We start from the raw sequence: 21,116 nt of genomic DNA on the forward strand, positions 1-21,116 counted from the left end.
AATTGAGTCATTATGAAGGCCCAATTAACACTTTTGAGTTTTTCACATAACTTCAGGGCAAAGCGTACGTCGTTAATAAGTTAAATTTTTATTTATCAAAGATATTTGCTTAAAGTTTCTCTTACAGCCCCTATATCGGAAACAAGTTCCTGAAAGTAATTCTCAATCTTTTCCCCTAAACCGGCTTTGTACAAATCGATTCCGAATATATTTGGGTTAGACAAAATAGGCTGTAATTGTTTATGAAATGGTCCTTTATCCCCTAGAGATATGTCCCTTACATACGGGGTCAATTCTTCTAATAAGGGATCCGGACTTATGTTCATTTCTTCTCCTCTGTCGTTGATTCCCATTAAATATCTGCACCATCCTGCTATTACAAGAGGAATATATGTTAGTTGGGAGGCTTTTAGATCTGTTCTTTTCTCGTAGGCTTTTATAGTTTCTCCAAAACGTATGGCCATTTTCTGGGAAGTGTCCTCAGCAATTCTTTGGGGAGTATCATTAATGAAAGGATTGGGAATCCTGATGTTTAAAACGGTATCTATGAATGCTTTTGGATTCATAATTCCAGGATTTATAACAACAGGCAGACCTTCCTGATATCCTATTCTTTCAACAAGGGATTTTAAATGAGGGTCTTCCATTTCCTTTGCTATTAGTGTGTAGTCAAGCAAACATCCAAAAATAGCTAATGTGGTATGCAGAGGGTTCAAACAGGTACATACCTTCATCTTTTCTACCTTGTCTACAGTTTCTCTGTCCGTAAAGATAACACCGCCCTCTTCCAGATTTGGCCTTCCATTTGGAAAATCATCTTCTATGACTAAATAGCCTGTTTCTTCCGCATTTACAAAGGGTGCAACACTGTTACGGCCGGTTTTTATATCATTAACATCTTCTAACCCTGCATCTTTTAATAGTTTTCTTACATTTTCGTCTGTTCTTGGTGTTATTTTATCTATCATGGTCCATGGGTAAGAAACTTTATTGGTATTATTTAAATAGTCTTCAAATTCTGGTTCTGTAAGACTATTTTTAACCCACATTTTCGCAATAGTACAGATGGATTCTTTTAACTTTGTTCCATTATGGGAACAGTTATCCATACTTACCATAGCTATAGGATATTCTCCCTGTTTAAATCGCTTATATAAAAGAGCTGTGACCTTACTCATATAATTAAGAGGTGCTGCTGGCCCATTCTGAAAATCTTCCCTTACATCCGGATAATATTCTTTTTTAGAATTCATTAAACTATAACCTTTTTCTGTAATAGTAAGGCTTGCCAGCTGAAGACTTGGTGCGGAGAATATTTCTTTTAAACGGCTCCAGTGAATTTGATTTTGGGAATCTAATGTAATGGATTCCATAATACTTCCTATTACGGACTTTTCAATTGTTCCATCTGCTTTTAAGGTAACTAATACTGTTAAATTATCATGAGGTTGAAATAATTGGGAAATAACATGATAATTGGTACCGGATACTGCAATAATTCCTTTATCTGCTCTACGGTTCTCTAAAATAGTATGCTGTATATTAGCAGGGAATGCCCTAAATAAATTTCCGGTTCCAAAACGAATCCATGTAGGGTTATTTTTTGTATTGATTTCAATCTGTTCCCTGTCATAACTGGGTATTTGAAATCCTGCATGAGTCCACTGGCTTACATTTTTTAATTCTTCATTTTTTAATTTCATAATAATCTATCATCCTTAATTCTTATTTAGTAAAAGTCTCCGCTAATTATAATGTCACTTATTAAGCTAAATGGCAAGTGATTTTTTTTTAACAATGTAACTCCGCTGAGAGATTTAAAAATTTTAACGAAACGCAAAATTTCAATGAATAATTATAGTATTAAATTAGATACTATTTTTATAATTATTTATACAGGATGAATATCATTGACAATATTCTTATATCCTCCTGAAAATGAAACTTCTTCCTTAACATTCTGATTATCCAAGGGAAAGACACCCTTCCCTATCACCCTCTTTTTCTTATTGCATATATTATAATGTAATATAAAACAAAGAGGTAACCCTATTGAATTATACTTTTTTTAATGAAAATGAAGATAGGAATGAGCAGGTAGAAGCGTCACAGCGGAATGACCAAAGACGTCGTCCTGGTCCTGGCAGACCTGGTGGTCCTGGTAGACCTGGTGGCCCTCCCGGTGGTCCTGGTTTCCCTCCTGGCGGTCCTGGTTTTCCTCCTGGTGGTCCTGGTTTTCCTCCCGGTGGCCCTGGTTTCCCTCCTGGCGGTCCTGGTTTCCCTCCCGGTGGCCCTGGTCCTACCCCCGGTGGTCCCGGTTTACCCGGTAGAGAACAATTTGCACCTCCAAGGTCCGCACCACCTGAGTTTACTCCATTAACTCCACGCACCCCAGTTAATATAAGACAAATTGGAAGATGTCTGTTCCGTTTTACTTTTATATGGTTAAGGAATGGCAATAGTTTCTGGTTTTATCCGGTATTTTTAACTGGTAATATCTTAATCGGATTCCGATGGGGAAGAAGAGGCTGGGAGTATACTATACTGAATACAAGAAGAATCATTTTTTTCCAATGCTTCTAAATTCTATAACAACAAAACATCCTTTCTATATCAATTGTAAAACAACTTATGAATACACGTAGATAGCCTATTTTATGGCAGATGGGAGATACAATGGAAAAATTATATATGGAGACAAAAGCGGGAAATTTCCCAATCGATGAAGAGATAGTAGAAAAATATGATTTAGAAAAAGGAACCTTCTCACCATTTACCAGTAATCGTATTGTTAATGAAGATGGTGATTTTACAAAAAAAATTTCCCCTAAAGAACCTGTATCTATGGGTGAAAGTGAAGGGGAAGTTGATGTAATGGAAAACGGCCTTAGTTTATCAACTTCTGAAATGATTGATCTGGCACAGGGTGTAGATTCCCCTGATTTAAATTAATGTTTTTTAAATTGCACCTCTAAATTTAATCTTTTGAAGTGCCCTCTGCCTTCTTGGCAGGGAGCACTTCACTTTTTCTAGTATTTTAAATTATACTTTACTTTTTACAAATGCTTATCTTTAGGATTATCCTCTTTCAGACCAAATACTGCACGTGCACTTTCTGCTTGGGGATCATGCTTTATATGTTTGGAATGAAACTTGCCATCTTCTTTTTTATTATTTTTAGTACTTTTCATTTTATTATTTGACGCCATTTAAGTCCTCCTTGGAATAAATCTTCTTTTTTAGTATGTACTCCTTACTTGGATTTATCCAAGACCACTTTTAACATATTGCATATATTTTTATATTTATTACATAATAGTAAATTAGTCCATTAAAAATATAACTTATATCTAATTAAAGGAGAAATCTATGAACTATATCGTATTCGACTTAGAATTTAATCAGGATATTCCAAACACAATAATGGATGAAAAAGGTTCTCAAATAGATAAAAAGGTATTTTATCCTTTTGAAATCATTCAAATTGGCGCTGTCAAATTAGATTCTTATTATCATAGTATTTCTACTTTTAACCGTTTTATTAGACCAACCATATATACCAGGGTAAGTCCCTTTATCTCCGAATTAACAGGAATAACTACAGAGCAGCTCTTAGCGGAAGAAATTTTTCCTGACGTTTACATGGCATTTCTGGATTTTATAGGAGATACCGATTCTGTATTTTGTACATGGGGTATGTCTGATATTAAGGAATTATTCCGTAATACAAAATATCATCAACTGGATAATAGCTGTTTACCAAGTAAATATATAAATATTCAACCTTTGGTATCCCTTCATTTTGGTCTTTCCTCTAAAAAATTATTGAGTCTGCAAACTGCGGTAGAATTGTTAAATATACCAATAAATCAAACTTTTCACGATGCGTCTTCCGATGCATATTATACTTCGGAAATTTTTAAAAGATTACGTCCTTCCTATAGGGAAGCAAAAATTTATGATCCGGATAAGATTGTTATACAAGCAATTAAACCCAAAAAAACAATTGATGTGGAAGGCCTTATAAAACAATTTGAAAAAATGTATAACAGAGAATTTTCCGAAGAAGAAAAAGGAATTGTCCTTCTTGCTTACAAAATGGGAAAAACTCATCAATTTATTAAATTATTTCCTCCTGGCTAATAGAAAAGGGGGACGGAAAATTTTAAAACTGAAACAGGGATTCTGCCTATTTATTCAGAGCCCTGTAAGCGCCCTCATAGGATAAATTAAAATCTCTTAATTTCCTATTATATTTTTCCATTCGTATAGTTTCGTGATACTGTTCAACTTTCAGAATAAAGTCTTCTTTCGTTAAAAAATCATTTATTTGGCCCACAGACATATTGTTGCTTTCTTCCATTTCTTCAAGTGCTGGAAGAACAACAGGTGCTGCATCAAGGGACAGTACATTGGTTAAAAAATTAATATCCACAATATCTAATTCTTCTTTTTGTTGTATCTGATAATATGCAATATAATAATCCGGCTTTGAAAATGAGAATGCAATGTAGCATACCCCAGTTACTATAACACAATAATGAAATAGCGGAAATTTTCTATTAAAAACATAAATAATTACACCGGCTAATACAAATGTATCAATAAAAAGAAACAGTAAAACAAACAGCCTTAAAAAGGTCAGGTTATATGCTCCGATATAAAGTATCATGCGGTAAGCTGCTGAACCAATCATAATATAAGTACATACTGTCATAAAAGTCAAAATAATACGAATCAGTTTACTATCTTCAAAGTATTTTGTAATGAAAATTATAAGCAAAATATTAATGGCTGTTACCAAAAGAAGTTCAAAAAAACCTCTTCTGGCATATTCTGAAAAGGTAAATCCCTTAGGCAACACAGAAAAACCTCCGGTAAACAGATAAAGTATCTGAATGCCGCAAAAAATTGCATATACCAAACTAAGTAATACTAAAGCAGTAACTGCTATAGAAGCATCTGCCTTAGTAAAAGGTCTTGGTACTTCTTCAATACCTGCTTTTGCAGTACTTCCGCAAATAATACAGTAACATGCAAGGAAACCCATTATAATCATAAAGATTACTGCAAATAAATTAGATGAAAATATAAATGTATATATGTTTTTAAACATACTTCGAAACAGTAGGTCTGCACTGGACAATAATCCAATCATTATTCCCAGAAGGGGCAATGAAATTACTACACCAAGAAGAATATTTCTTACCTTTTTATTCTTTAATATCTCCGTATTTTGGAAAAATAATAAACTGTCTTTAAAGGGCATGGCAATTGTGGCAATACAAGAAAAGGGCAATAATAACATCCGGGTAAGATGTTTTAGCAAATCCCATTCCTGATCGTCATAAAATTGATGTAACAGCGACAAATCTAATAATAGTAAAATACCAATTATATTCAGAAAATGCAGTATCCAACTTGAAGTAAATAGGCAGGAAGCTCCTAATAATAAGACACCTGTATAATAAGCAGCTGTTCCTCTTTTTACCTTTATAGATAAGCTTTTTATGACTATCACCAATAGCACTGTCATAATAACCGTAAATATTAATATATTAAGACCTAGCCTTGCTTTATAAAATAAAAACGTATATGAAGCTCCAAATAGTAAACTAATACCGCCAAATATTCCGAAATTTGGGCGCACTTTATGAAGCAGTGATGGATTCTTATTTTCAGCAGAATCTAATACTGTAGGTTGATTGTCCTCCTGATTAACGGGAAGACCGCTATTCAATTGTTCCATTATAAATCCTCCTTTAATAACTTTAATTTTTTTAAAACTTCTTTTATATTTCTTTTTAGGTTCTTTTTAATTTCTTTTAAATTTCTTCTTTAATTTCTTCTTTGTTTCTTCTTTAATTTCTTTTCTAATTTTCTTTAATTTCCATTTCAATTTCCTTTTTCAATTTCAATTTCCTTTTTAATTTCTTTTCAAATTCTTTTTATTCTATTCCTCTTCTTCATCTACATAAGCTAATATATCTCCTGGCTGGCAATTCAGAGCTTTACATATTGATTCCAGAGTGCTAAACCGTATGGCCTTTGCCTTATTATTTTTTAAAATAGACAGATTTGCCATGGAGATATCAACTTCTTTTGCTAATTCGGTTAACCCTATCTTTCTTTGAGCCATCACAACATCCAAATTCACTATAATCATTGGTTACCTCCTATATTGTTAAGTCATTTTCTTGTTTGTAAGTAACTGCCTGATCAAACACCTGAGAGAGTACCAGAGAAAATAGACCTGCTACTAAAAAAACTAAGATAATAACTAATGCTGCAGGAGTTATTACAAAAAAAAGTCTTAATGACATAATAAATGCAATGATAAAGGCACAGGATCCCATTCTCTTTAGCGCTGCAACATTTTCCCTGACAAATGGATCTTCACGGATTACCGTCTGAAGCATTTTACGCAGATTCCATAGAATAATTAAGGCAAATACACCAGCCATCATAAATATAATGCAAAAAGGAAAGTAGTTTTCTTTAAAAATCGGAATATACCTTCCTGCTTCCTTAAAAATAAATGGAACTCCCCCACAGACTATGATTCCTGAGAGAAACATAAAGTCTATTAAGTATTTCGTAAATTGAACATATGGATTTTTCTTCATAATGGTAACATCCTCCAAATAATATTTATTTTACTATTTCTTATAATATACTCCTAGTAATTACGAATGTCAATAATAATTTATCGAATAACAATAAATTATTATTGATAAAAATAACCACCTAAAATATGACTGAATCGTTCTTATGTAATATCATTCATTAGAAATGGTTACATAAGTTATGAAACTAAATAAGGTTCCATAATTCACATTCATATAATAAGTGGTTCTCTAATTTGTATTAATATATCAAAGGTAAATCTCTTATTTCAATTATCAGCCGCTGCTAGCACATAAGGTAAATAAAACCGTTATCACCTTTCATTATAAGGATCTAGTTTTTACTAATTGTTATGAGTTTATGTAATTTTATGTGTGCATATATTTTTCTGCTTCGTTCCAAGGCACTGTAAAGGAAGTTCCTTTTGCACAAAATACTGACCAGGAAGTATTCTCTACATCTCTTTCCTTGTCATAACCAATTTTTTGTACTACTTCCTCCTCTTTCCGGCATATATCATAGCCATCAAATCGCAGACTGATGCTGCCAGTTCCTTTTGTAAAAGATACTAAGTCTGTACTATATTCCATAAATGTTTCCACCGGTCCTCTTCCATGTATTAACACATTCCTGTCCATTTGAACCGGGGCTTGGAAGGTGCCTCCCATTTTCTGAATATCAGACATTACCCTGCCCAGGTAATCCTCTTCTATATATATATCAAACTGATAGAACGGTTCCAATAAAATAGACTTTGCCTTCTCCAGGCCTTGTCTGATTGCTCTATATGTGGCCTCTCTAAAATCTCCGCCTTCTGTATGTTTTATATGGGCTCGTCCATTTTGAAGAACAATATTTATATCCGTAATTGGCCCGCCGGTTAATACTCCTTTATGAACCTTTTCAAAAACATGAGTTTCAACGAGCCTTTGATAATTTAGAGATAAATCATCTACACGGCATTCACTACTGAATGTTATTCCTTTTCTCCTTTGATTCGGTTCTAACCTTACCTGAACTTCAGCATAATGCCTTAGTGGTTCAAAATGCCCGTACCCCACAACTGGGGATTTTATGGTTTCCTTGTATTGAACTTTCGGCTTTTCAAAAGTAACCAGAATACCGAATCTATTCTTAATTTCTTCTTCCATGACTTCCAGTTGTATTTTGCCCATAACATTTACCAGCATTTCATCGGTATTTTTATTATAAGAAACAGATAATATAGGATCTTCTGCTTCCAGCACACGAAGTATTTCCATACATTTTGTATTCGAGGTACCGTCTAAGATTGTTATCTTGGATTGAAGGGGAGAAACCAGATAGTAGCTATAATTCTTACATACAACCGTTTCTCCGGTTTCCAAAATAGTACCGCTAATTGGTGTTTTTAGTCCGGTAACCGCAAAAACATCTCCTGCTGCCCCAATACTCTTACTTTCATATTTTTTCCCATTATATATCCGTATTTCATTAATCTTTTCCTTATAGATTTCGCCTTCCTGCTGGAATAGGAATTCATCTTTTACCTTAAGTTTTCCTTTTAACCCTTTTATAAAAGTCAGTCTGTTTCCATTCTCATCATAACGTATTTTAAAAACCTTCCCTAAAAAAGTTCCTTCACCTTCAAGATTTTGATAGTTCGTTTTTGTCAGACTTGAAAATACATCTAACAGCCGTTCAATCCCTTCTCCTTTTAAAGCTGCTCCGGTTATAATCGGATAACATTTCTCTTCTTTGATCAAATTGATTAAAGAAGCTTCCAAAGTTTCTTTAACGAAGCTTTCATCCAGATAAGCCTCTAAAAAAACTTCATCCCGTTCCGCAGCAAACTCAGCTAAAGAAGAAAGAGGTTTTTTATAATATAAAATATCTTCCGTTAATTTATATTTCATATCCTCTAATATGCTTTCCAGAGAAAAGCCGGCTAGATCTGTTTTATTAATAAAGAAAAAGGCAGGTATGTGATATGCTTGTAATAAATGAAATAAAGTAGTTGTATGGGCTTGCACTCCGGAACCTCCGCTAATAACTACTATGGCATAATCCAAAGCAGAAATAGAACGTTCCGTCTCAGATGAAAAATCTACATGTCCCGGTGTATCAAGGAGGTAATAGGTATCCCCTTTATATTCAAATATTCCCTGACCTGAGAATATGGTTATGCCTCTGTTTTGTTCAATTTCATCCGTATCCAGATAAGAAGTTTTGTTATCCACTCTTCCTAAACTACGAATACTTCCGGTATAATATAGTATTTGTTCAGATAAAGTAGTTTTTCCTGCATCTACATGAGCAAGAATTCCTATGGTTTTTTTCATGTTAACCTCGATTCTGGCGCTTTAGCGCCTTTGGATAACGAAAGTAATTTGTGGGCCAGTACAAATTGCCAGTTGAAAAAACATTGTTTTTTCAACCTAATCACCTGATGATTAATTATTGTTTGATTCTATATTTAAGTTCATGTTAAATCCATATTCCAATATAATGGTTCTATTATACCACCCTTAACTGCCCCTTTCTACTTCTATATTATTGTTCCTGTTCTTAAAGGTAACTGATTAATATACTGCTAATGCTTTCAGTATTTTTATATTTTAAGATACTTGTTTATCTTTTCCTTATTTCGGTTTTTCCCCGGATGTAATAAATATTTTGCTGTTATTTGTATTATATCCTACATATTATCGTGATTTATAAGAATACTAAGCATTAGGAGGTGGATTAATATGATAACAAATATAACATTGACAACAAAAGAGAAATTTTTACTAGAAGATCAAAAAACTGAAGAACAGATCTGTATACAAAAATATGCTAATTATGCTAATTTAGCTGCTGATCCGGAATTAAAGAGTATACTGAACAGTAACAAAAAACAGGAGGAAGAACATTTAAATACCATTAACCAACTACTTAGCGGCAAAGTCCCATCAATGAAAAGCAGCCAAGGTTCAAACAGCCAAAGCAGTAATAATTCAAGGGAAGAAAGTACCGGCAATTCCTCTCAAAGCTCACAATCCAAAGCTTCTTCCGGTGGTTTTCAAGCCAGTGATAAAGACTTATGTACCGATCTTCTAATGACTGAAAAATATGTTTCCGGAACTTATAATACGGCTATTTTTGAATTTAAAGACCCACAAGTACGTGATGTTTTAAACCATATTCAAAAAGAAGAACAAAAGCATGGAGAATCTATCTACAAATACATGGAAAGCCAAGGCATGTACAGTCCCAAGTAAATATAGAATTTATCTCTATAGAATTAAAATTGACCTTCGGGAGCAGCCCACGCTGAAAAAGCGTTTTATACTCTCGAAGGTCATATTATATACAGAACAAATTATTCCTTAAACTAAAAAATATATCTTATTTACCTGATGGGTTGATAACTTCTTGAACTTCTGTTGCATCAACATTTTCTTTATCTACTACCATAACACCAGTATCAATTAATTTTTCTTCTGGTTGTTTTCCTTCTGATAATGCGATAGCAGTCTTAACGCCTTCATATCCCATTAAGTATTGTTTTTGAAGAACTGTAGCTACTTCGAATTCACCTTCTCTGATCAGTTGTTCAATTTCAGCGGAGAAGTCAAATCCAACCATAACAATATCTTTACGTCCGGATTCTTTTAATCCAGTAACGAAACCTACTGTACTACCATTGTTAGGACCAAATACACCCTTTAAGTCTGGGTAAGCGGTTAAGAAGTCTTGTGTAAAACCTACTGCTTTTGTGATATCACCGTCGTTAACTTTAATGTCATTATTTAAAACTTCCCAAGCTTCTGGAGCATTAGCATCCCAGTATTCGTTAAAACCTTTTAAACGGTCAATGATTGTTTGAGAACCACTGCTACCGATTTGAACTGCGATTTGAGCTTTTTCTGTTTCAGAAACACCAGCTGTCTTCATACGGTTGATCATTTCTTCAGCTGCAATTTTACCAGCTTCTACGTTATCAGTCATTAATGCTGCGCTATAGTTTTCAGTGTTGATCATTGTATCAACTACAATGATTGGAATACCTGAATTAAAAGCATCATTTACAGGGTTAACCATTGCTGTACTATCAACAGGTCCAAGTACGATAGCATCTGCTTTTGCAGATACAGCATCTTGTAATTGCTGAACTTGTTTTTCGATTTCAGCTTCATTTGCAAGACCAGTAACAACAAGATTAATACCTAATTCTGCTGCTGCATCTTTAGCACCTTGTTCTACTACTGACCAATATTGGTTACCAAGAATCTTTGTTAAGAAATATACTGTTTTCTTACCTGGATTATTGGTATTCTCTGTGTTTTCAGTTCCATTTGAGTTTGCTGTTTCAGTTGTAGATTTAGAAGGACTACATGCTACAAGGCTTAAAGACATTACAGCAACTAATAAGATAGAAATAATCTTCTTCATTAAATGTTCTCTCCTTTTATTGTTATCTTTACGGAAATTAATTTCCGTTTTCAATGTAAGTTTAACACTAGTATACTAGTGTGTCAATGTGCATATCTTTAAAAATGTACATGCCTTTTTTGTGCAATTTGTCTAATTTTCATTTGGTATCAAAAGGAAAACTTACTTTTTATAGTATTTATAACCTATTTATCTTCAATAGGAATTATTTGTAATTAGCTAAATTGCGAAAATAATTAATTAAATTAGTTTTTTCCACCTAAATAAGTTAGGAAGTTCATAGGCTAACATAGCAATCCATCCTGCCAGGCAGGCAAAGGCAATACCTGAAAATCCGAAATAGGGTGCTAAAATATAGGCAAATATAACACGGAAAACAATCTGGCTAAATGTTGCTTTCAATGTAATACTCATTTGCCCCATCCCTCTAAAGAAACCTTGTATTCCATTTGTATTTGCCGGAAATACATAAAAAAAAGCCATATAAGTCAAATACACCACACCTAATCCAATTGACTTACTGTCTTCTGGAGATAAAAATAAAGACATAATTGGTTTTGCAAATAGCAAGACAATACTTCCAATGATAATCCAATAAATATTCTCCAGAATCATTCCTATTTTTAGTCCCTTTTTGATTCGTTCTGATTGATTTGCACCACGATTTTGGGCAATAAAAGTTGTCATCGCGGCACCGATACTTTGCTGAGGCGTAAAGGCAAAGTCATCCACACGATTAACTGCATTAAATGCCGCAATACTTTCCACCCCCAACGGGTTAACAGCTCCTTGAACGAGAACCTTTCCTACATATAGGCAAGTTTGCTGCATGGCAGATGCCCAGCTAAAACTTACAGTTTTCTTAAGTAATTCTTTATCAAATGTAATTTCCTGTCTTTTTAGCCGCAGCTCAGGAACCTTTTTCCAGACATAAATCACACATAGAATTGCAGATACCGCTTCTGCTGCTATAGTGGTATATGCGGCGGTAACTACCCCCATTTTAAAATAACCTACAAAGATTAAGTCCAGGCTTCCATTAAGTACAGAAGAAATAGCTAAAAAAATCAGCGGTGTTTTTGAATCCCCAATGCTTCGAAGACTGGCTGCATAAAAATTATAAATAAATGTGAATAACAAACCTAAGAAAATAACATGAAGATAAGCTATAGATGAATTAAGAATTTCCTCCGGAGTACGAAGCATAATTAAAATTGGCTTCGATAACATCATACAGATTGCTGTCATAATCACTGTAAAGGTCAGACCTGCTATTAATGAAGTTGATATTTCTCTATGAAACTTATCCATATCACCGGAACCGTAAAATTCACTCATAAGTACAGAAGTTCCCATACATATTCCTACTATAAAGAAAATTATAATATTCATAATCGGATTGGCAGTTCCAACACTTGCAAGAGCCTTTTCACCTGCAAACCGCCCAACAATAATGGAATCTACTGCATTATAAGTTAATTGAAACATATTCCCAAGTATCATGGGCAATGCAAATGATATTAAATGTTTTGGTATATTGCCACCAGTCATATTCTTTGTCATATTAACCTCAATTCCGGCCCTTTAGCGCCCTTTAATAGCCCAAACCTCACATCAAAACAGTATAGCACTATCATATATTGTAATCAAATGTATTTTTTACAAAAATTTTAATGTCTTTCTGTCTGGTATTTGTTACTATTGTAATTTTAATCCACAACTATTGACATACCGAATAACTAGTATAAAATGGTAGTATAGTAATACTTAACCTATACATAGGAGGAGTTTTTAATGTTAAAGATGGATTGCGGTAGTGAAATTCTAAATAGCATTTATTATGCTATCCCATTAATCGATACTTTTTTCGATCATGATATTGAAATCATGTTAACTGACAGGGAGAAGGTCCTTTACTATCAGGGGAGTAAAGAGATTGATGCCAAAATTGCAGTTGATTCGGAACCAGGAAAATTTGTTAAGGAAGCTATGGAAAAGGGAAATATTGATGTAACTGTTATTCCTGAAGACTTTATCGGGGTATCCTTTAAATCCTATATGGTACCCATTAAAGATGACGATGGTGATGTTATTGGTTCCATTGCAATAGGTAAAAGTCTTTCTAAAAAGGATGAAGTAGGTAAAATAACGCAAAATCTTATTGACGCATTAAAACACATTGAAACAAGTATAAACCAGATTGCTCATGGTGTTTATGACTTAGCAAATATGAATAATGAAATTCTGAGTGAAACAAATGAAGCAACCAATATGGCAAGCAACACCAGCAGCATCGTTGATTTTATTAAAAATGTATCTTCTCAAACTAACTTATTAGGATTAAATGCTTCTATTGAAGCAGCCAGAGCCGGGGAATTCGGCAGGGGATTTAACGTAGTAGCCGGCGAAATTAGAAAGTTATCCATGTCATCAAATGAATCTATCGGTAAAATTGATACTGTTATCAAAGATATTTCAAATGCTATAACCAAGATTAATGATAAAGTAAAACATGCGGATGCAGTATCCCAGCAGCAATCAGAGGCATTGCAGGAAATAGCGGCTTCTTTTGAGCAATTGTCCTCTACGGCACATTTACTTGGGGCATTGGCTGATAAATTATAAGGTATTATAACCTACATACGTTTTGCCCACTTAAGGGTAGTAAAGAACTTTGAGAATAGGGGATATAGGTTTCCTATGGAACAAGAAACCTATATCCCCTATTCTCAAAGTTCCATCTAATTTTTTGAGGGGCAAAGCTGTTTTATAAATAATTTTAGTTTATATTAATTTATTTCATTTTCTAAACTATCATTAAATTATTTTCCCATTATCACTAAATCTCCAAAATCTTTAAAACCATTCTTTTTATAAAATTGAAAAGCTGGAAATTCTTTTTCTGTATTTAATATTATCCCGTTTAATCCTTCTTTTCTAATAGCTATCTCAATTTCTTTAATAAATTTACTCCCAATTCCTTTTCCTTGTAGACTATAGTCTATACAAAATTCATCTATATAGTATTCTAATCCTTTTATCCAAGGTTTTTTCATACCTATACATAGCCCTTTTATTTTTCCATTAATGCTAATCACATACCCTAAAAAATAATTATTTGCAAAATGGTTCTTAAAAAATTCTCTTACCTGTTCTCTTGATTCATATACATCATTCCAAGGTTCTCTTGAAAAAGTTGAAATAAATAAATCAACGCATTCTCCAATCATATTTTCTTCCATTCTGGTTACTACTATATTTTCCATTCCTGTATTCCTCCGTGTTTAAAATTCCCATGAATTAGGCATTATAGTTCTTTTTTTAATCTAAAGCAGGTAAACGTCCTACTGGGATAAATTATAACTTTCCCATGTTTCGTAAGCAGATTCTAATTCATTTACTAGTTTTTCTTTCTCAATGAAGGCATCTTTTAGGTAATTTATATCAGAATTATGGTTATCCATTTCTTCTTCCAAATGTTTTAATTTTAATTCCATTTCTTCTATTTCTTTTTCAATGGATTCTATCATTTTTTTCCTTTGAGTATCTTCCTTAGATTTATCCGGATTTTCTTTTTTCTTTCTTACTTCTTTTTTTATCTCTTTTTCAACAGTACTTTTCGATAAAAGAGTCGGATTCTTTTCCTTCTGCTTCTTAATTTCTTCCAGATAGTAATTGTAGTCTCCGTCGTATTTTTTGAAGCTGCCGTCTTCTATCTCGATTATATTATCAGCTACTTTATTAATAAAGTACCTGTCATGGGATACAAAAAGTAAGGTTCCTTCGTATTCCATCAACATTTCTTCTAAAACTTCTCTGGAATCTATATCTAAGTGATTGGTAGGCTCGTCTAATATCATGAAATTAACTTTTTCAAAGGTGAGGGAACACAGTTTCAGCCTGCTTTTTTCTCCTCCTGATAAATTTTTTATTTTTTTATTAACATCATCTTGATAAAATAATACTTTTGCCAGTTGCCGTCTGGCTATTTCATAGGTAATATCATATTGTCCCGAAAAGTATTCCAGTATGGTCTGTTCTTCGTCTGCAAATTCTACCTGTTGAGGTAAATAGCCTATTTTTACTTGAGAACCTATTTTTATGGAACCGGAATCCGGTTTTAATTCTTCTAAGATTATCTTCAAAAAAGTAGATTTTCCACTTCCATTTTTTCCGATAATACAAACCCTATTCTGATAAAATATTGTTAAATCAATATTAGAAAATAGTGTTTTATCCTCAAAAGATTTACCGATTTGCTCCGTATTAAGAACAATGTTTCCTGTCCTTTCTATATTTCCCTGATTAAAACTTACTATTTTTGCATCTAATACCGGTCTGTCATGAACATCTATTTTTTCCAGACGTTTTTCAAGTTCTTTGGCACGTTTATACATCTTATCGCTGTCACGCATTGCTCCCCAAATTCGGTATCTTTTGATTTGATTTTCCATTTGTTCAATTTTCTTTTGCTGATTTTGATAATTTTTATAATCAATAAGAAATCTTCTTTCCTTTTCCAGTACATAATAACTGTAATTACCATGATAAATACTGGCTTTGCTATATTCCAGTTCTATAATTTTATCTACCACATTATCTAAGAAATACCTATCATGGGATATAATAAATACACATCCCTTATAATCTTTTAAAAAGTTCTCCAACCAACTTATGGTTTCTAAATCCAAATGGTTTGTTGGTTCATCTAACAGTAAAATATCAGGTTCTTCTAAGAGAATTTTTCCTAAAGTAACTCTTGTTTTTTCACCACCACTAAGACTTTGAAAAGACATTTCCTTTAAGGCCTCCGTAATTTGAAGTCCTTCTGTAATCTTACTAATTTTCGTTTCTAGTTCATAGCCACCTTCTAATTCAAAGTGTTCTGATAATCTACCATAGTTATGAATAGCCTTCTCTAATTCACTTCCAGTTAATGTATTAAATTGCATTTCTAATTCTTTCATCTTATTTTTAATTAAAAACACATTATCAAAAGCCATGCGAATCACTTCTATTGTCTTAACATTCTCATCATAATCAGGAATCTGATTCAGATATCCGATCTTTGCATCTTTCCGAATATTTATATCTCCTTCCTGATAATCTTCCAGTCCCATAAGAATCTTAAAAATAGATGTCTTACCACATCCATTCTGGCCAATCAAGCCAATTCTTTCGCCTGTTTTAATCTCAAATGAGATTTTTTCAAATATTTTTGTTGCACCGTAATATTTTGCTAAATTATTAATTCCTAATTCTATCATTTTAATTAACCTCAATTCTAGCGCTTTATCGCCTTTTAATAACAATAACAATTTGTTCCATAACACAAATCCCGGTTGAGAATATATATTTTTTCAACCTACCTATAAACGCAAAAAAACCCAAAGCCAATAAGCTTTGGGTTTTTAATGTATCACTAATAATTCTTAGCTTCCATTATCAAACATATCAAATATAGTGAATGTGTGTTATCACTTCTTTATGATTTCTCCAAAATTCTTATATGGTTTCTATAAAATCTATTAAATTTGGACGCACCTATCCCCTTAACGAAAAATGTTGCGATCATAATAGATTCTAATTTTACCCATTTAAGAATATTATTCATTACAAAATTACCTTTCAAAATATAATATAGTTACATATTATGCTATATTTCTATTTAAGTCAAGTATGTTTTAATTTTTACCATATTAGCAGATTATAGGCTAGTCTGTTTTTTAGCCCTGTTAAATAACCATTTTCCAACTGGATTGATTTAGCCAGTGTTTACGTTGTTCATAATCCGGAAGTATCTTCCCTACCAAACGCCAAAATGACCTGTCGTGATTTAAGTGAACCATATGGCACATTTCATGAACTACAACATAGTCAATGGAGTCCATTGGTGCCATTGCCAGTTTCCAGTTAAAAGTCAGTTGCAATTTGGAGTCGCAGGTTCCCCAATTGCTTTTGTTATCGGAAATCCGGATGGAACGTGGCTTCATTTTAAAATTGCTTTGATATAATTTAATTCTTTTTTCTACCAAGGTCTTACATTGCTGATAATAAAACCGCTTCAGCGCCTGCTTTATTCTGTCGTCTTCTTGTTCTCTAACATATAGATGTAGTTTATCATCTTCCAATAATACATAATCTTGCTTTATATTTTCATCAATTGTAATGATGATAGGATAGGATTTTCCTAAATAAAGAAAGGTTTCACCCTCATTATAAACCTTTTCTTTAAATCCATTTGTTCTTTCCTTTTGCTCTTTTGATTTGGCCTGAATCCAATCCCATTTTGATTCTAATAAATGTCTGATACTTTCCTGTGAGGTTCCCTTAGGCACCCTTAATTCAATATGTCCATATATATCAATATAGATTCCCATGGTCTTTCGTTTTTTAAATATTATATTGTAATCTACTGTTTCATTTTTATACTCATGTATCATATACTGTCTCTTTTCATTACCTTCCTAAATCAATTCATTGCTCAATCCCTAACAATTACCTTCAAAAACAAAGTTTAAAGATTCCCTGGCTATATCTGCCAGTTTATACACAGAACTTACTTCTGTTGCGTTTCTATTCAACATCTTGTATCGGGGGAAAAACCTTGTTAAATGAAGGGGTATGTCTTTACTTACAGAAGCTATGAATTTTGACAAGCTTCTTATTTCTTCTTCACTATCGTTTTCTCCCGGAATGACAAGGGTAGTTATTTCTATATGACTTGTTTTAATAGCCAGTCTGATAAAGTCTTTTACCGTCTCCAAAGATCCGCCTATATTATGATAGAATTCTTCTGTAAAGCCTTTTAAATCAATGTTTAGAGCATCAATATACGGGAGAAGTTCTCTCATTGGTTCCTCACAAAAACAACCATTTGTAACCACTACATTTTTCAGTCCATTTTCCTTTGCCAATATAGCACAATCTCTTATATATTCATAACCAACCAAAGGTTCGTTGTAAGTATAGGCAATACCAATATTTCCTTTGGTCCTTAGCTCCAATGCCAGCTGAATCAGTTCTTCAGGTGTTACAAATTGAGTATCTAATTCATTTTTACCTGCCATAGAAATATCATTATTTTGGCAAAAGGAGCATTTAAAATTACATCCAAAACTTCCCACCGATAATATTTCACTTCCCGGATAGAACATTTTAAGAGGCTTCTTTTCAATAGGATCCAATGCAATGCCGGTTATCCTTCCATAATTAATAGCGGTTATTTCACCGTTTACATTGCTTCTTGCCTTACATAAGCCAATTTGTCCTTCTGCCAGATTACAATGATGGGGGCATATATTACATACTAATTTGTTCATTTATGTCTCACCACCTCAAATCTTTCCATCTGATAGCTTTCGGTTGGTTTGATCCCTGCTTTTTTTAGTGCAATATTAACCTGTTCTTCCGGTGTATTGATTCCTTCCAGGTTTGGCAAGAGCAGGCCTCTTTTATAACCATTGGATACGATTACTCCATATTTCTGAGTATCTAGTTCCCTTATGGATTTAATTGGTTCTGAAGCTCCAAGAATATCTACAGAATACTCCAATTCAGCTAATTCATCGGAACTAACCGGAGAAAAACGAGGGTCCTCTAAACCAGCACTGATTGCATTCTGTATAATTTCATCTGCGATGGAATCTGTAGTGGCGGCAATAGTTCCAATACAACCTCGAAGCTGGCCCTTCATTTTTAAAGAAACAAATACCCCAGCTTTTTGATTCACCATCTCTTTGGACAAATCCTTTGGCTTGTCTATTCTTTTGTTATGGAGAATATAACTTTCAAGGGATCTTCTGGCTAATCTCACATATTCATCTTCATTTTCCTTTAGATGGTTTAACCGTTGTTCCTCTTTCTGTTTATAAATCCGGTCAAAATGCCGCTCATTGTCATCTCCTATAACATCAAATGCTGCTACGGCATAACCTACCCCAAATGGGCCTTCATAAGAAAGAAGCTGAGATTTTACAGCTTTTCCATCCAATGCTCCGGCCATTATAATAATGGAGCGAAGTCCACATTCCCCAGCATTATGGCAAAAATCCATATCAAAGTTCAAAAATGCAAGAAAATCACCATGAGACATTGCCGAAGTAACCTGCCTATCAAATATAGGTCCTTCCTTAGCAAATCCATAAGGTCCATCTTCCTTTAATCGATGAGATAAATCGCCGCTGGCAATCAGTACTGCTTTTCTGTCTAATTCCTCTGCTGCTTTACTAATACACTTTCCAAATTGATAATGTTCTTCAAAGGACAAGCCGGATATGGAACAACGGACTACCTTATAATCCTTATAATATTTATTTACAAAATATAATGGTATCATAGTGCCATGATCCAGGGATTTCTTCTTTTCTCCCAGAGTTCCTGCTGGTATTCCTTCATTTGCTGCCAGGACAGATAACTTATCCGCCAGTTGGACATCATACTCTGTTTCAAATGATACATTAGGCTGCCCAAATTCCCTGAAATCACCCTTTGCACCTTTACCTGGGGAAACATGGATATAGTCTGCATACATAATGGAATGGGGTGTAGTAATCACTATGGTATCTGGTTTTAAGTCACCAATTTTTTCAGCTATCTCATCATAAGCCTTAATTGTTTCAGATATTTTGCTTTCTTCTCCCTTACCAATCTCAGGGATAATAAGAGGTGGATGAGGAACTATAAATGTATGAATAATTGACATGTAAAAACTCCTCTCATAATAATATGGCAAAGGTATAAACTTCTCCTATTTTGGTATAGTATATACAGTCACAGTATTTTCTCAAGACAGTTCTTATGCTCTTGAAATAAAGCCATACCATTTATTCTACACCATAAATATGAAACAAGTTTAAAAAATTTTCATTAGTCATCTTCTTTGCCAACAGTTGTTTAAAGGTAACCGTATTGGTCTTGTCTTCCTTTCGAAGTTTTTCAATCTTTTCTATAGTTTCTTCCTGACTTAAGATTAAATATTCATAAAGATCTTCAAACTTTGCAAGTTTATTAATTGCCTCACCGGAATAAACATCGGTACATGCTTTCTCGTTATTGAAGCCTTGTACCTGCTGTAGGTTTTTACTTTCTGTTATATATACTTTTTTATCAATTTTCTTTGTTAACCGTTCCATTATTCCTCCATAAACAAATATATTATATTTATTCTAATAACAGGTATCTTGCTGTCATTTCATATATCAGATTCAACTCAAAAGTTCTTACTGTATTCTTTTCTTATTAAAGCCCTTTATAAAATGATTATAACAGACTGTAATCTAAATAGCAGTAAAAGTTTTGTATTCATATATTTTATTCCTTATGATTTTGTTCCTTATGATTTATTTCTAAATAAAAAACCACATTCCTGATAAAGTGTTACCAAGAATGTGGCTTCATTCATATAAGAATTATATTACTTTGCAGTGCTAATTCTGTTTACTGCATCAGCACTATTATAATACCTGAATCAAAAATGCAGTTGTTTGGGGGGGAATACTTGCTGTCTGGAAGATTGCATGTTCTACTCTTACCATTTGACCAGGCCTAAGATCTTCTAATTGAATCATATTACCACGATTGTCTAAAATAATGGTTGAATCGGTAACAACAAATCTCATCTGATCTAACATATCATTGGGATCTCCTGTATAAAGGAAGCTATTGTCCAGGTCTACCTCTATTATTCTGTCCACTGTAACATCATATGGTATTTCCGAGTTTTTTACTGTTATAATAAATGCATTTGACTGAGGTGGATAACTTCTTGTCATAATGGAAGAAATTACAGCATCAACTATCATTCCTTCCCTTAAGTCCTGAAATCTTAGATGTCGTCCAAATTGATCTCTTATTCTGGTACCTCGGCTTACTATTAAGGTAACAATCTGCATATTCATATCGAAGTCTTCCGAAAGACTATAGGAAATTGTTACATAACCGGTTCTATTATCTCTATATATATTTTCTATTAATCCATCTTGTATAAAAATAAATATATCATCCCCTGGTGCACCATTAGAATAGTTTACATCATCCATATTAAATTCTCTATTTTTTTATCATTCTTTATA

The 21,116-nt window shown here is 33.3% G+C and carries 20 protein-coding genes; 5 read left to right on the plus strand and 15 right to left on the minus strand.

From position 1 onward, the window contains the following. Positions 1–95: 95 nt before the first annotated feature. Positions 96–1,703: a mannitol dehydrogenase family protein gene (locus BM183_RS09315; protein WP_091686393.1), complete on the minus strand. Its 1,608-nt coding sequence runs from the start codon at positions 1,701–1,703 to the stop codon at positions 96–98. A gap of 349 nt (positions 1,704–2,052) precedes the next feature. Between BM183_RS09315 and BM183_RS20700 the strand changes: the two genes are divergently transcribed. After that, complete coding sequence (locus BM183_RS20700) at positions 2,053–2,583, plus strand: hypothetical protein (protein ID WP_170847947.1); 531 nt, start codon at positions 2,053–2,055, stop codon at positions 2,581–2,583. 93 nt (positions 2,584–2,676) lie between these two features. Further along, positions 2,677–2,952 carry a hypothetical protein gene (locus tag BM183_RS09325; RefSeq protein WP_091686395.1) on the plus strand — a complete coding sequence of 92 codons (276 nt, stop codon included), beginning with the start codon at positions 2,677–2,679 and terminating at the stop codon, positions 2,950–2,952. 104 nt (positions 2,953–3,056) lie between these two features. Here BM183_RS09325 and BM183_RS20705 read toward each other — a convergent pair whose 3' ends face one another. Continuing rightward, positions 3,057–3,209: a CPC_1213 family protein gene (locus BM183_RS20705; RefSeq protein ID WP_170847948.1), complete on the minus strand. Its 153-nt coding sequence runs from the start codon at positions 3,207–3,209 to the stop codon at positions 3,057–3,059. Between the two features lie 160 nt (positions 3,210–3,369). Here BM183_RS20705 and BM183_RS09330 point away from each other — a divergent pair, with 160 nt between their 5' ends. Beyond that, positions 3,370–4,143: a 3'-5' exonuclease gene (locus BM183_RS09330; protein WP_091686396.1), complete on the plus strand. Its 774-nt coding sequence runs from the start codon at positions 3,370–3,372 to the stop codon at positions 4,141–4,143. A 46-nt stretch (positions 4,144–4,189) separates the two neighbouring features. On the opposite strand, the gene BM183_RS09335 is transcribed toward BM183_RS09330, so the two are convergent. From BM183_RS09335 to BM183_RS09350, 4 genes are all read right to left on the minus strand, one after another. Further along, positions 4,190–5,749: a DUF4153 domain-containing protein gene (locus BM183_RS09335; protein WP_091686398.1), complete on the minus strand. Its 1,560-nt coding sequence runs from the start codon at positions 5,747–5,749 to the stop codon at positions 4,190–4,192. Positions 5,750–5,953: 204 nt separating this feature from the next. Continuing rightward, entirely contained in the window at positions 5,954–6,166 is a 213-nt protein-coding gene (locus BM183_RS09340) for a helix-turn-helix domain-containing protein (RefSeq protein WP_091686400.1), read from the minus strand. A 10-nt stretch (positions 6,167–6,176) separates the two neighbouring features. Then, entirely contained in the window at positions 6,177–6,626 is a 450-nt protein-coding gene (locus BM183_RS09345; protein WP_091686402.1) for a DUF2975 domain-containing protein, read from the minus strand. Positions 6,627–6,995: 369 nt separating this feature from the next. Beyond that, complete coding sequence (locus tag BM183_RS09350; protein WP_091686404.1) at positions 6,996–8,948, minus strand: elongation factor G; 1,953 nt, start codon at positions 8,946–8,948, stop codon at positions 6,996–6,998. Positions 8,949–9,356: 408 nt separating this feature from the next. Between BM183_RS09350 and BM183_RS09355 the strand changes: the two genes are divergently transcribed. Continuing rightward, complete coding sequence (locus BM183_RS09355) at positions 9,357–9,869, plus strand: spore coat protein (protein ID WP_091686406.1); 513 nt, start codon at positions 9,357–9,359, stop codon at positions 9,867–9,869. Positions 9,870–9,996: 127 nt separating this feature from the next. Here BM183_RS09355 and BM183_RS09360 read toward each other — a convergent pair whose 3' ends face one another. Both BM183_RS09360 and BM183_RS09365 read right to left on the minus strand, forming a co-directional pair. Then, positions 9,997–11,043, minus strand: coding sequence for an ABC transporter substrate-binding protein (locus tag BM183_RS09360; protein WP_091686408.1), 1,047 nt, complete (start codon positions 11,041–11,043; stop codon positions 9,997–9,999). 240 nt (positions 11,044–11,283) lie between these two features. Further along, complete coding sequence (locus BM183_RS09365; protein WP_091686410.1) at positions 11,284–12,606, minus strand: MATE family efflux transporter; 1,323 nt, start codon at positions 12,604–12,606, stop codon at positions 11,284–11,286. A gap of 231 nt (positions 12,607–12,837) precedes the next feature. On the opposite strand from BM183_RS09365, the gene BM183_RS21255 reads away from it, so the two are divergent. Next, positions 12,838–13,668, plus strand: coding sequence for a methyl-accepting chemotaxis protein (locus BM183_RS21255; RefSeq protein WP_091686412.1), 831 nt, complete (start codon positions 12,838–12,840; stop codon positions 13,666–13,668). A 197-nt stretch (positions 13,669–13,865) separates the two neighbouring features. Here the strand turns inward: BM183_RS21255 and BM183_RS09375 are convergent, their stop codons facing one another. From BM183_RS09375 to BM183_RS09405, 7 genes are all read right to left on the minus strand, one after another. Then, a complete protein-coding gene (locus tag BM183_RS09375) occupies positions 13,866–14,309 on the minus strand; it encodes a GNAT family N-acetyltransferase (protein ID WP_091686413.1) in 444 nt (147 codons plus the stop codon). Positions 14,310–14,387: 78 nt separating this feature from the next. Further along, positions 14,388–16,310: a ribosomal protection-like ABC-F family protein gene (gene abc-f, locus BM183_RS09380; RefSeq protein WP_091686415.1), complete on the minus strand. Its 1,923-nt coding sequence runs from the start codon at positions 16,308–16,310 to the stop codon at positions 14,388–14,390. Between the two features lie 468 nt (positions 16,311–16,778). Continuing rightward, entirely contained in the window at positions 16,779–17,486 is a 708-nt protein-coding gene (locus BM183_RS09385; RefSeq protein ID WP_091686417.1) for a M48 family metallopeptidase, read from the minus strand. A 48-nt stretch (positions 17,487–17,534) separates the two neighbouring features. Then, complete coding sequence (amrS, locus tag BM183_RS09390; protein ID WP_091686419.1) at positions 17,535–18,365, minus strand: AmmeMemoRadiSam system radical SAM enzyme; 831 nt, start codon at positions 18,363–18,365, stop codon at positions 17,535–17,537. Continuing rightward, positions 18,362–19,747, minus strand: coding sequence for an AmmeMemoRadiSam system protein A (amrA, locus tag BM183_RS09395; RefSeq protein WP_091686420.1), 1,386 nt, complete (start codon positions 19,745–19,747; stop codon positions 18,362–18,364). The genes amrS and amrA overlap by 4 nt, the downstream gene beginning before the upstream one ends. Before the next feature lie 121 nt (positions 19,748–19,868). Continuing rightward, positions 19,869–20,177: a hypothetical protein gene (locus BM183_RS09400; RefSeq protein ID WP_091686422.1), complete on the minus strand. Its 309-nt coding sequence runs from the start codon at positions 20,175–20,177 to the stop codon at positions 19,869–19,871. 321 nt (positions 20,178–20,498) lie between these two features. Then, positions 20,499–21,083, minus strand: coding sequence for a hypothetical protein (locus BM183_RS09405; RefSeq protein ID WP_091686424.1), 585 nt, complete (start codon positions 21,081–21,083; stop codon positions 20,499–20,501). Between the last annotated feature and the right edge of the window lie 33 nt (positions 21,084–21,116).

It is taken from the genome of Anaerocolumna aminovalerica (assembly GCF_900115365.1).
GTDB classification, from domain to species: domain Bacteria; phylum Bacillota; class Clostridia; order Lachnospirales; family Lachnospiraceae; genus Anaerocolumna; species Anaerocolumna aminovalerica.

Excerpts from the sequence above, each read along its gene's own strand:
- BM183_RS09365 (WP_091686410.1), bottom strand. The coding sequence starts at position 12,606 with ATGACAAAGAATATGACTGGTGGCAATATACCAAAACATTTAATATCA.
- BM183_RS09340 (WP_091686400.1), bottom strand. The coding sequence starts at position 6,166 with ATGATTATAGTGAATTTGGATGTTGTGATGGCTCAAAGAAAGATAGGG.
- BM183_RS09345 (WP_091686402.1), bottom strand. The coding sequence starts at position 6,626 with ATGAAGAAAAATCCATATGTTCAATTTACGAAATACTTAATAGACTTT.
- BM183_RS09325 (WP_091686395.1), top strand. The coding sequence starts at position 2,677 with ATGGAAAAATTATATATGGAGACAAAAGCGGGAAATTTCCCAATCGAT.
- BM183_RS09350 (WP_091686404.1), bottom strand. The coding sequence starts at position 8,948 with ATGAAAAAAACCATAGGAATTCTTGCTCATGTAGATGCAGGAAAAACT.
- BM183_RS09355 (WP_091686406.1), top strand. The coding sequence starts at position 9,357 with ATGATAACAAATATAACATTGACAACAAAAGAGAAATTTTTACTAGAA.
- BM183_RS21255 (WP_091686412.1), top strand. The coding sequence starts at position 12,838 with ATGTTAAAGATGGATTGCGGTAGTGAAATTCTAAATAGCATTTATTAT.
- BM183_RS09405 (WP_091686424.1), bottom strand. The coding sequence starts at position 21,083 with ATGGATGATGTAAACTATTCTAATGGTGCACCAGGGGATGATATATTT.
- BM183_RS09360 (WP_091686408.1), bottom strand. The coding sequence starts at position 11,043 with ATGAAGAAGATTATTTCTATCTTATTAGTTGCTGTAATGTCTTTAAGC.
- amrS (WP_091686419.1), bottom strand. The coding sequence starts at position 18,365 with ATGAACAAATTAGTATGTAATATATGCCCCCATCATTGTAATCTGGCA.
- BM183_RS09375 (WP_091686413.1), bottom strand. The coding sequence starts at position 14,309 with ATGGAAAATATAGTAGTAACCAGAATGGAAGAAAATATGATTGGAGAA.
- BM183_RS09330 (WP_091686396.1), top strand. The coding sequence starts at position 3,370 with ATGAACTATATCGTATTCGACTTAGAATTTAATCAGGATATTCCAAAC.
- BM183_RS09385 (WP_091686417.1), bottom strand. The coding sequence starts at position 17,486 with ATGATACATGAGTATAAAAATGAAACAGTAGATTACAATATAATATTT.
- BM183_RS09400 (WP_091686422.1), bottom strand. The coding sequence starts at position 20,177 with ATGGAACGGTTAACAAAGAAAATTGATAAAAAAGTATATATAACAGAA.
- BM183_RS09315 (WP_091686393.1), bottom strand. The coding sequence starts at position 1,703 with ATGAAATTAAAAAATGAAGAATTAAAAAATGTAAGCCAGTGGACTCAT.
- BM183_RS09335 (WP_091686398.1), bottom strand. The coding sequence starts at position 5,749 with ATGGAACAATTGAATAGCGGTCTTCCCGTTAATCAGGAGGACAATCAA.
- amrA (WP_091686420.1), bottom strand. The coding sequence starts at position 19,747 with ATGTCAATTATTCATACATTTATAGTTCCTCATCCACCTCTTATTATC.
- abc-f (WP_091686415.1), bottom strand. The coding sequence starts at position 16,310 with ATGATAGAATTAGGAATTAATAATTTAGCAAAATATTACGGTGCAACA.
- BM183_RS20705 (WP_170847948.1), bottom strand. The coding sequence starts at position 3,209 with ATGGCGTCAAATAATAAAATGAAAAGTACTAAAAATAATAAAAAAGAA.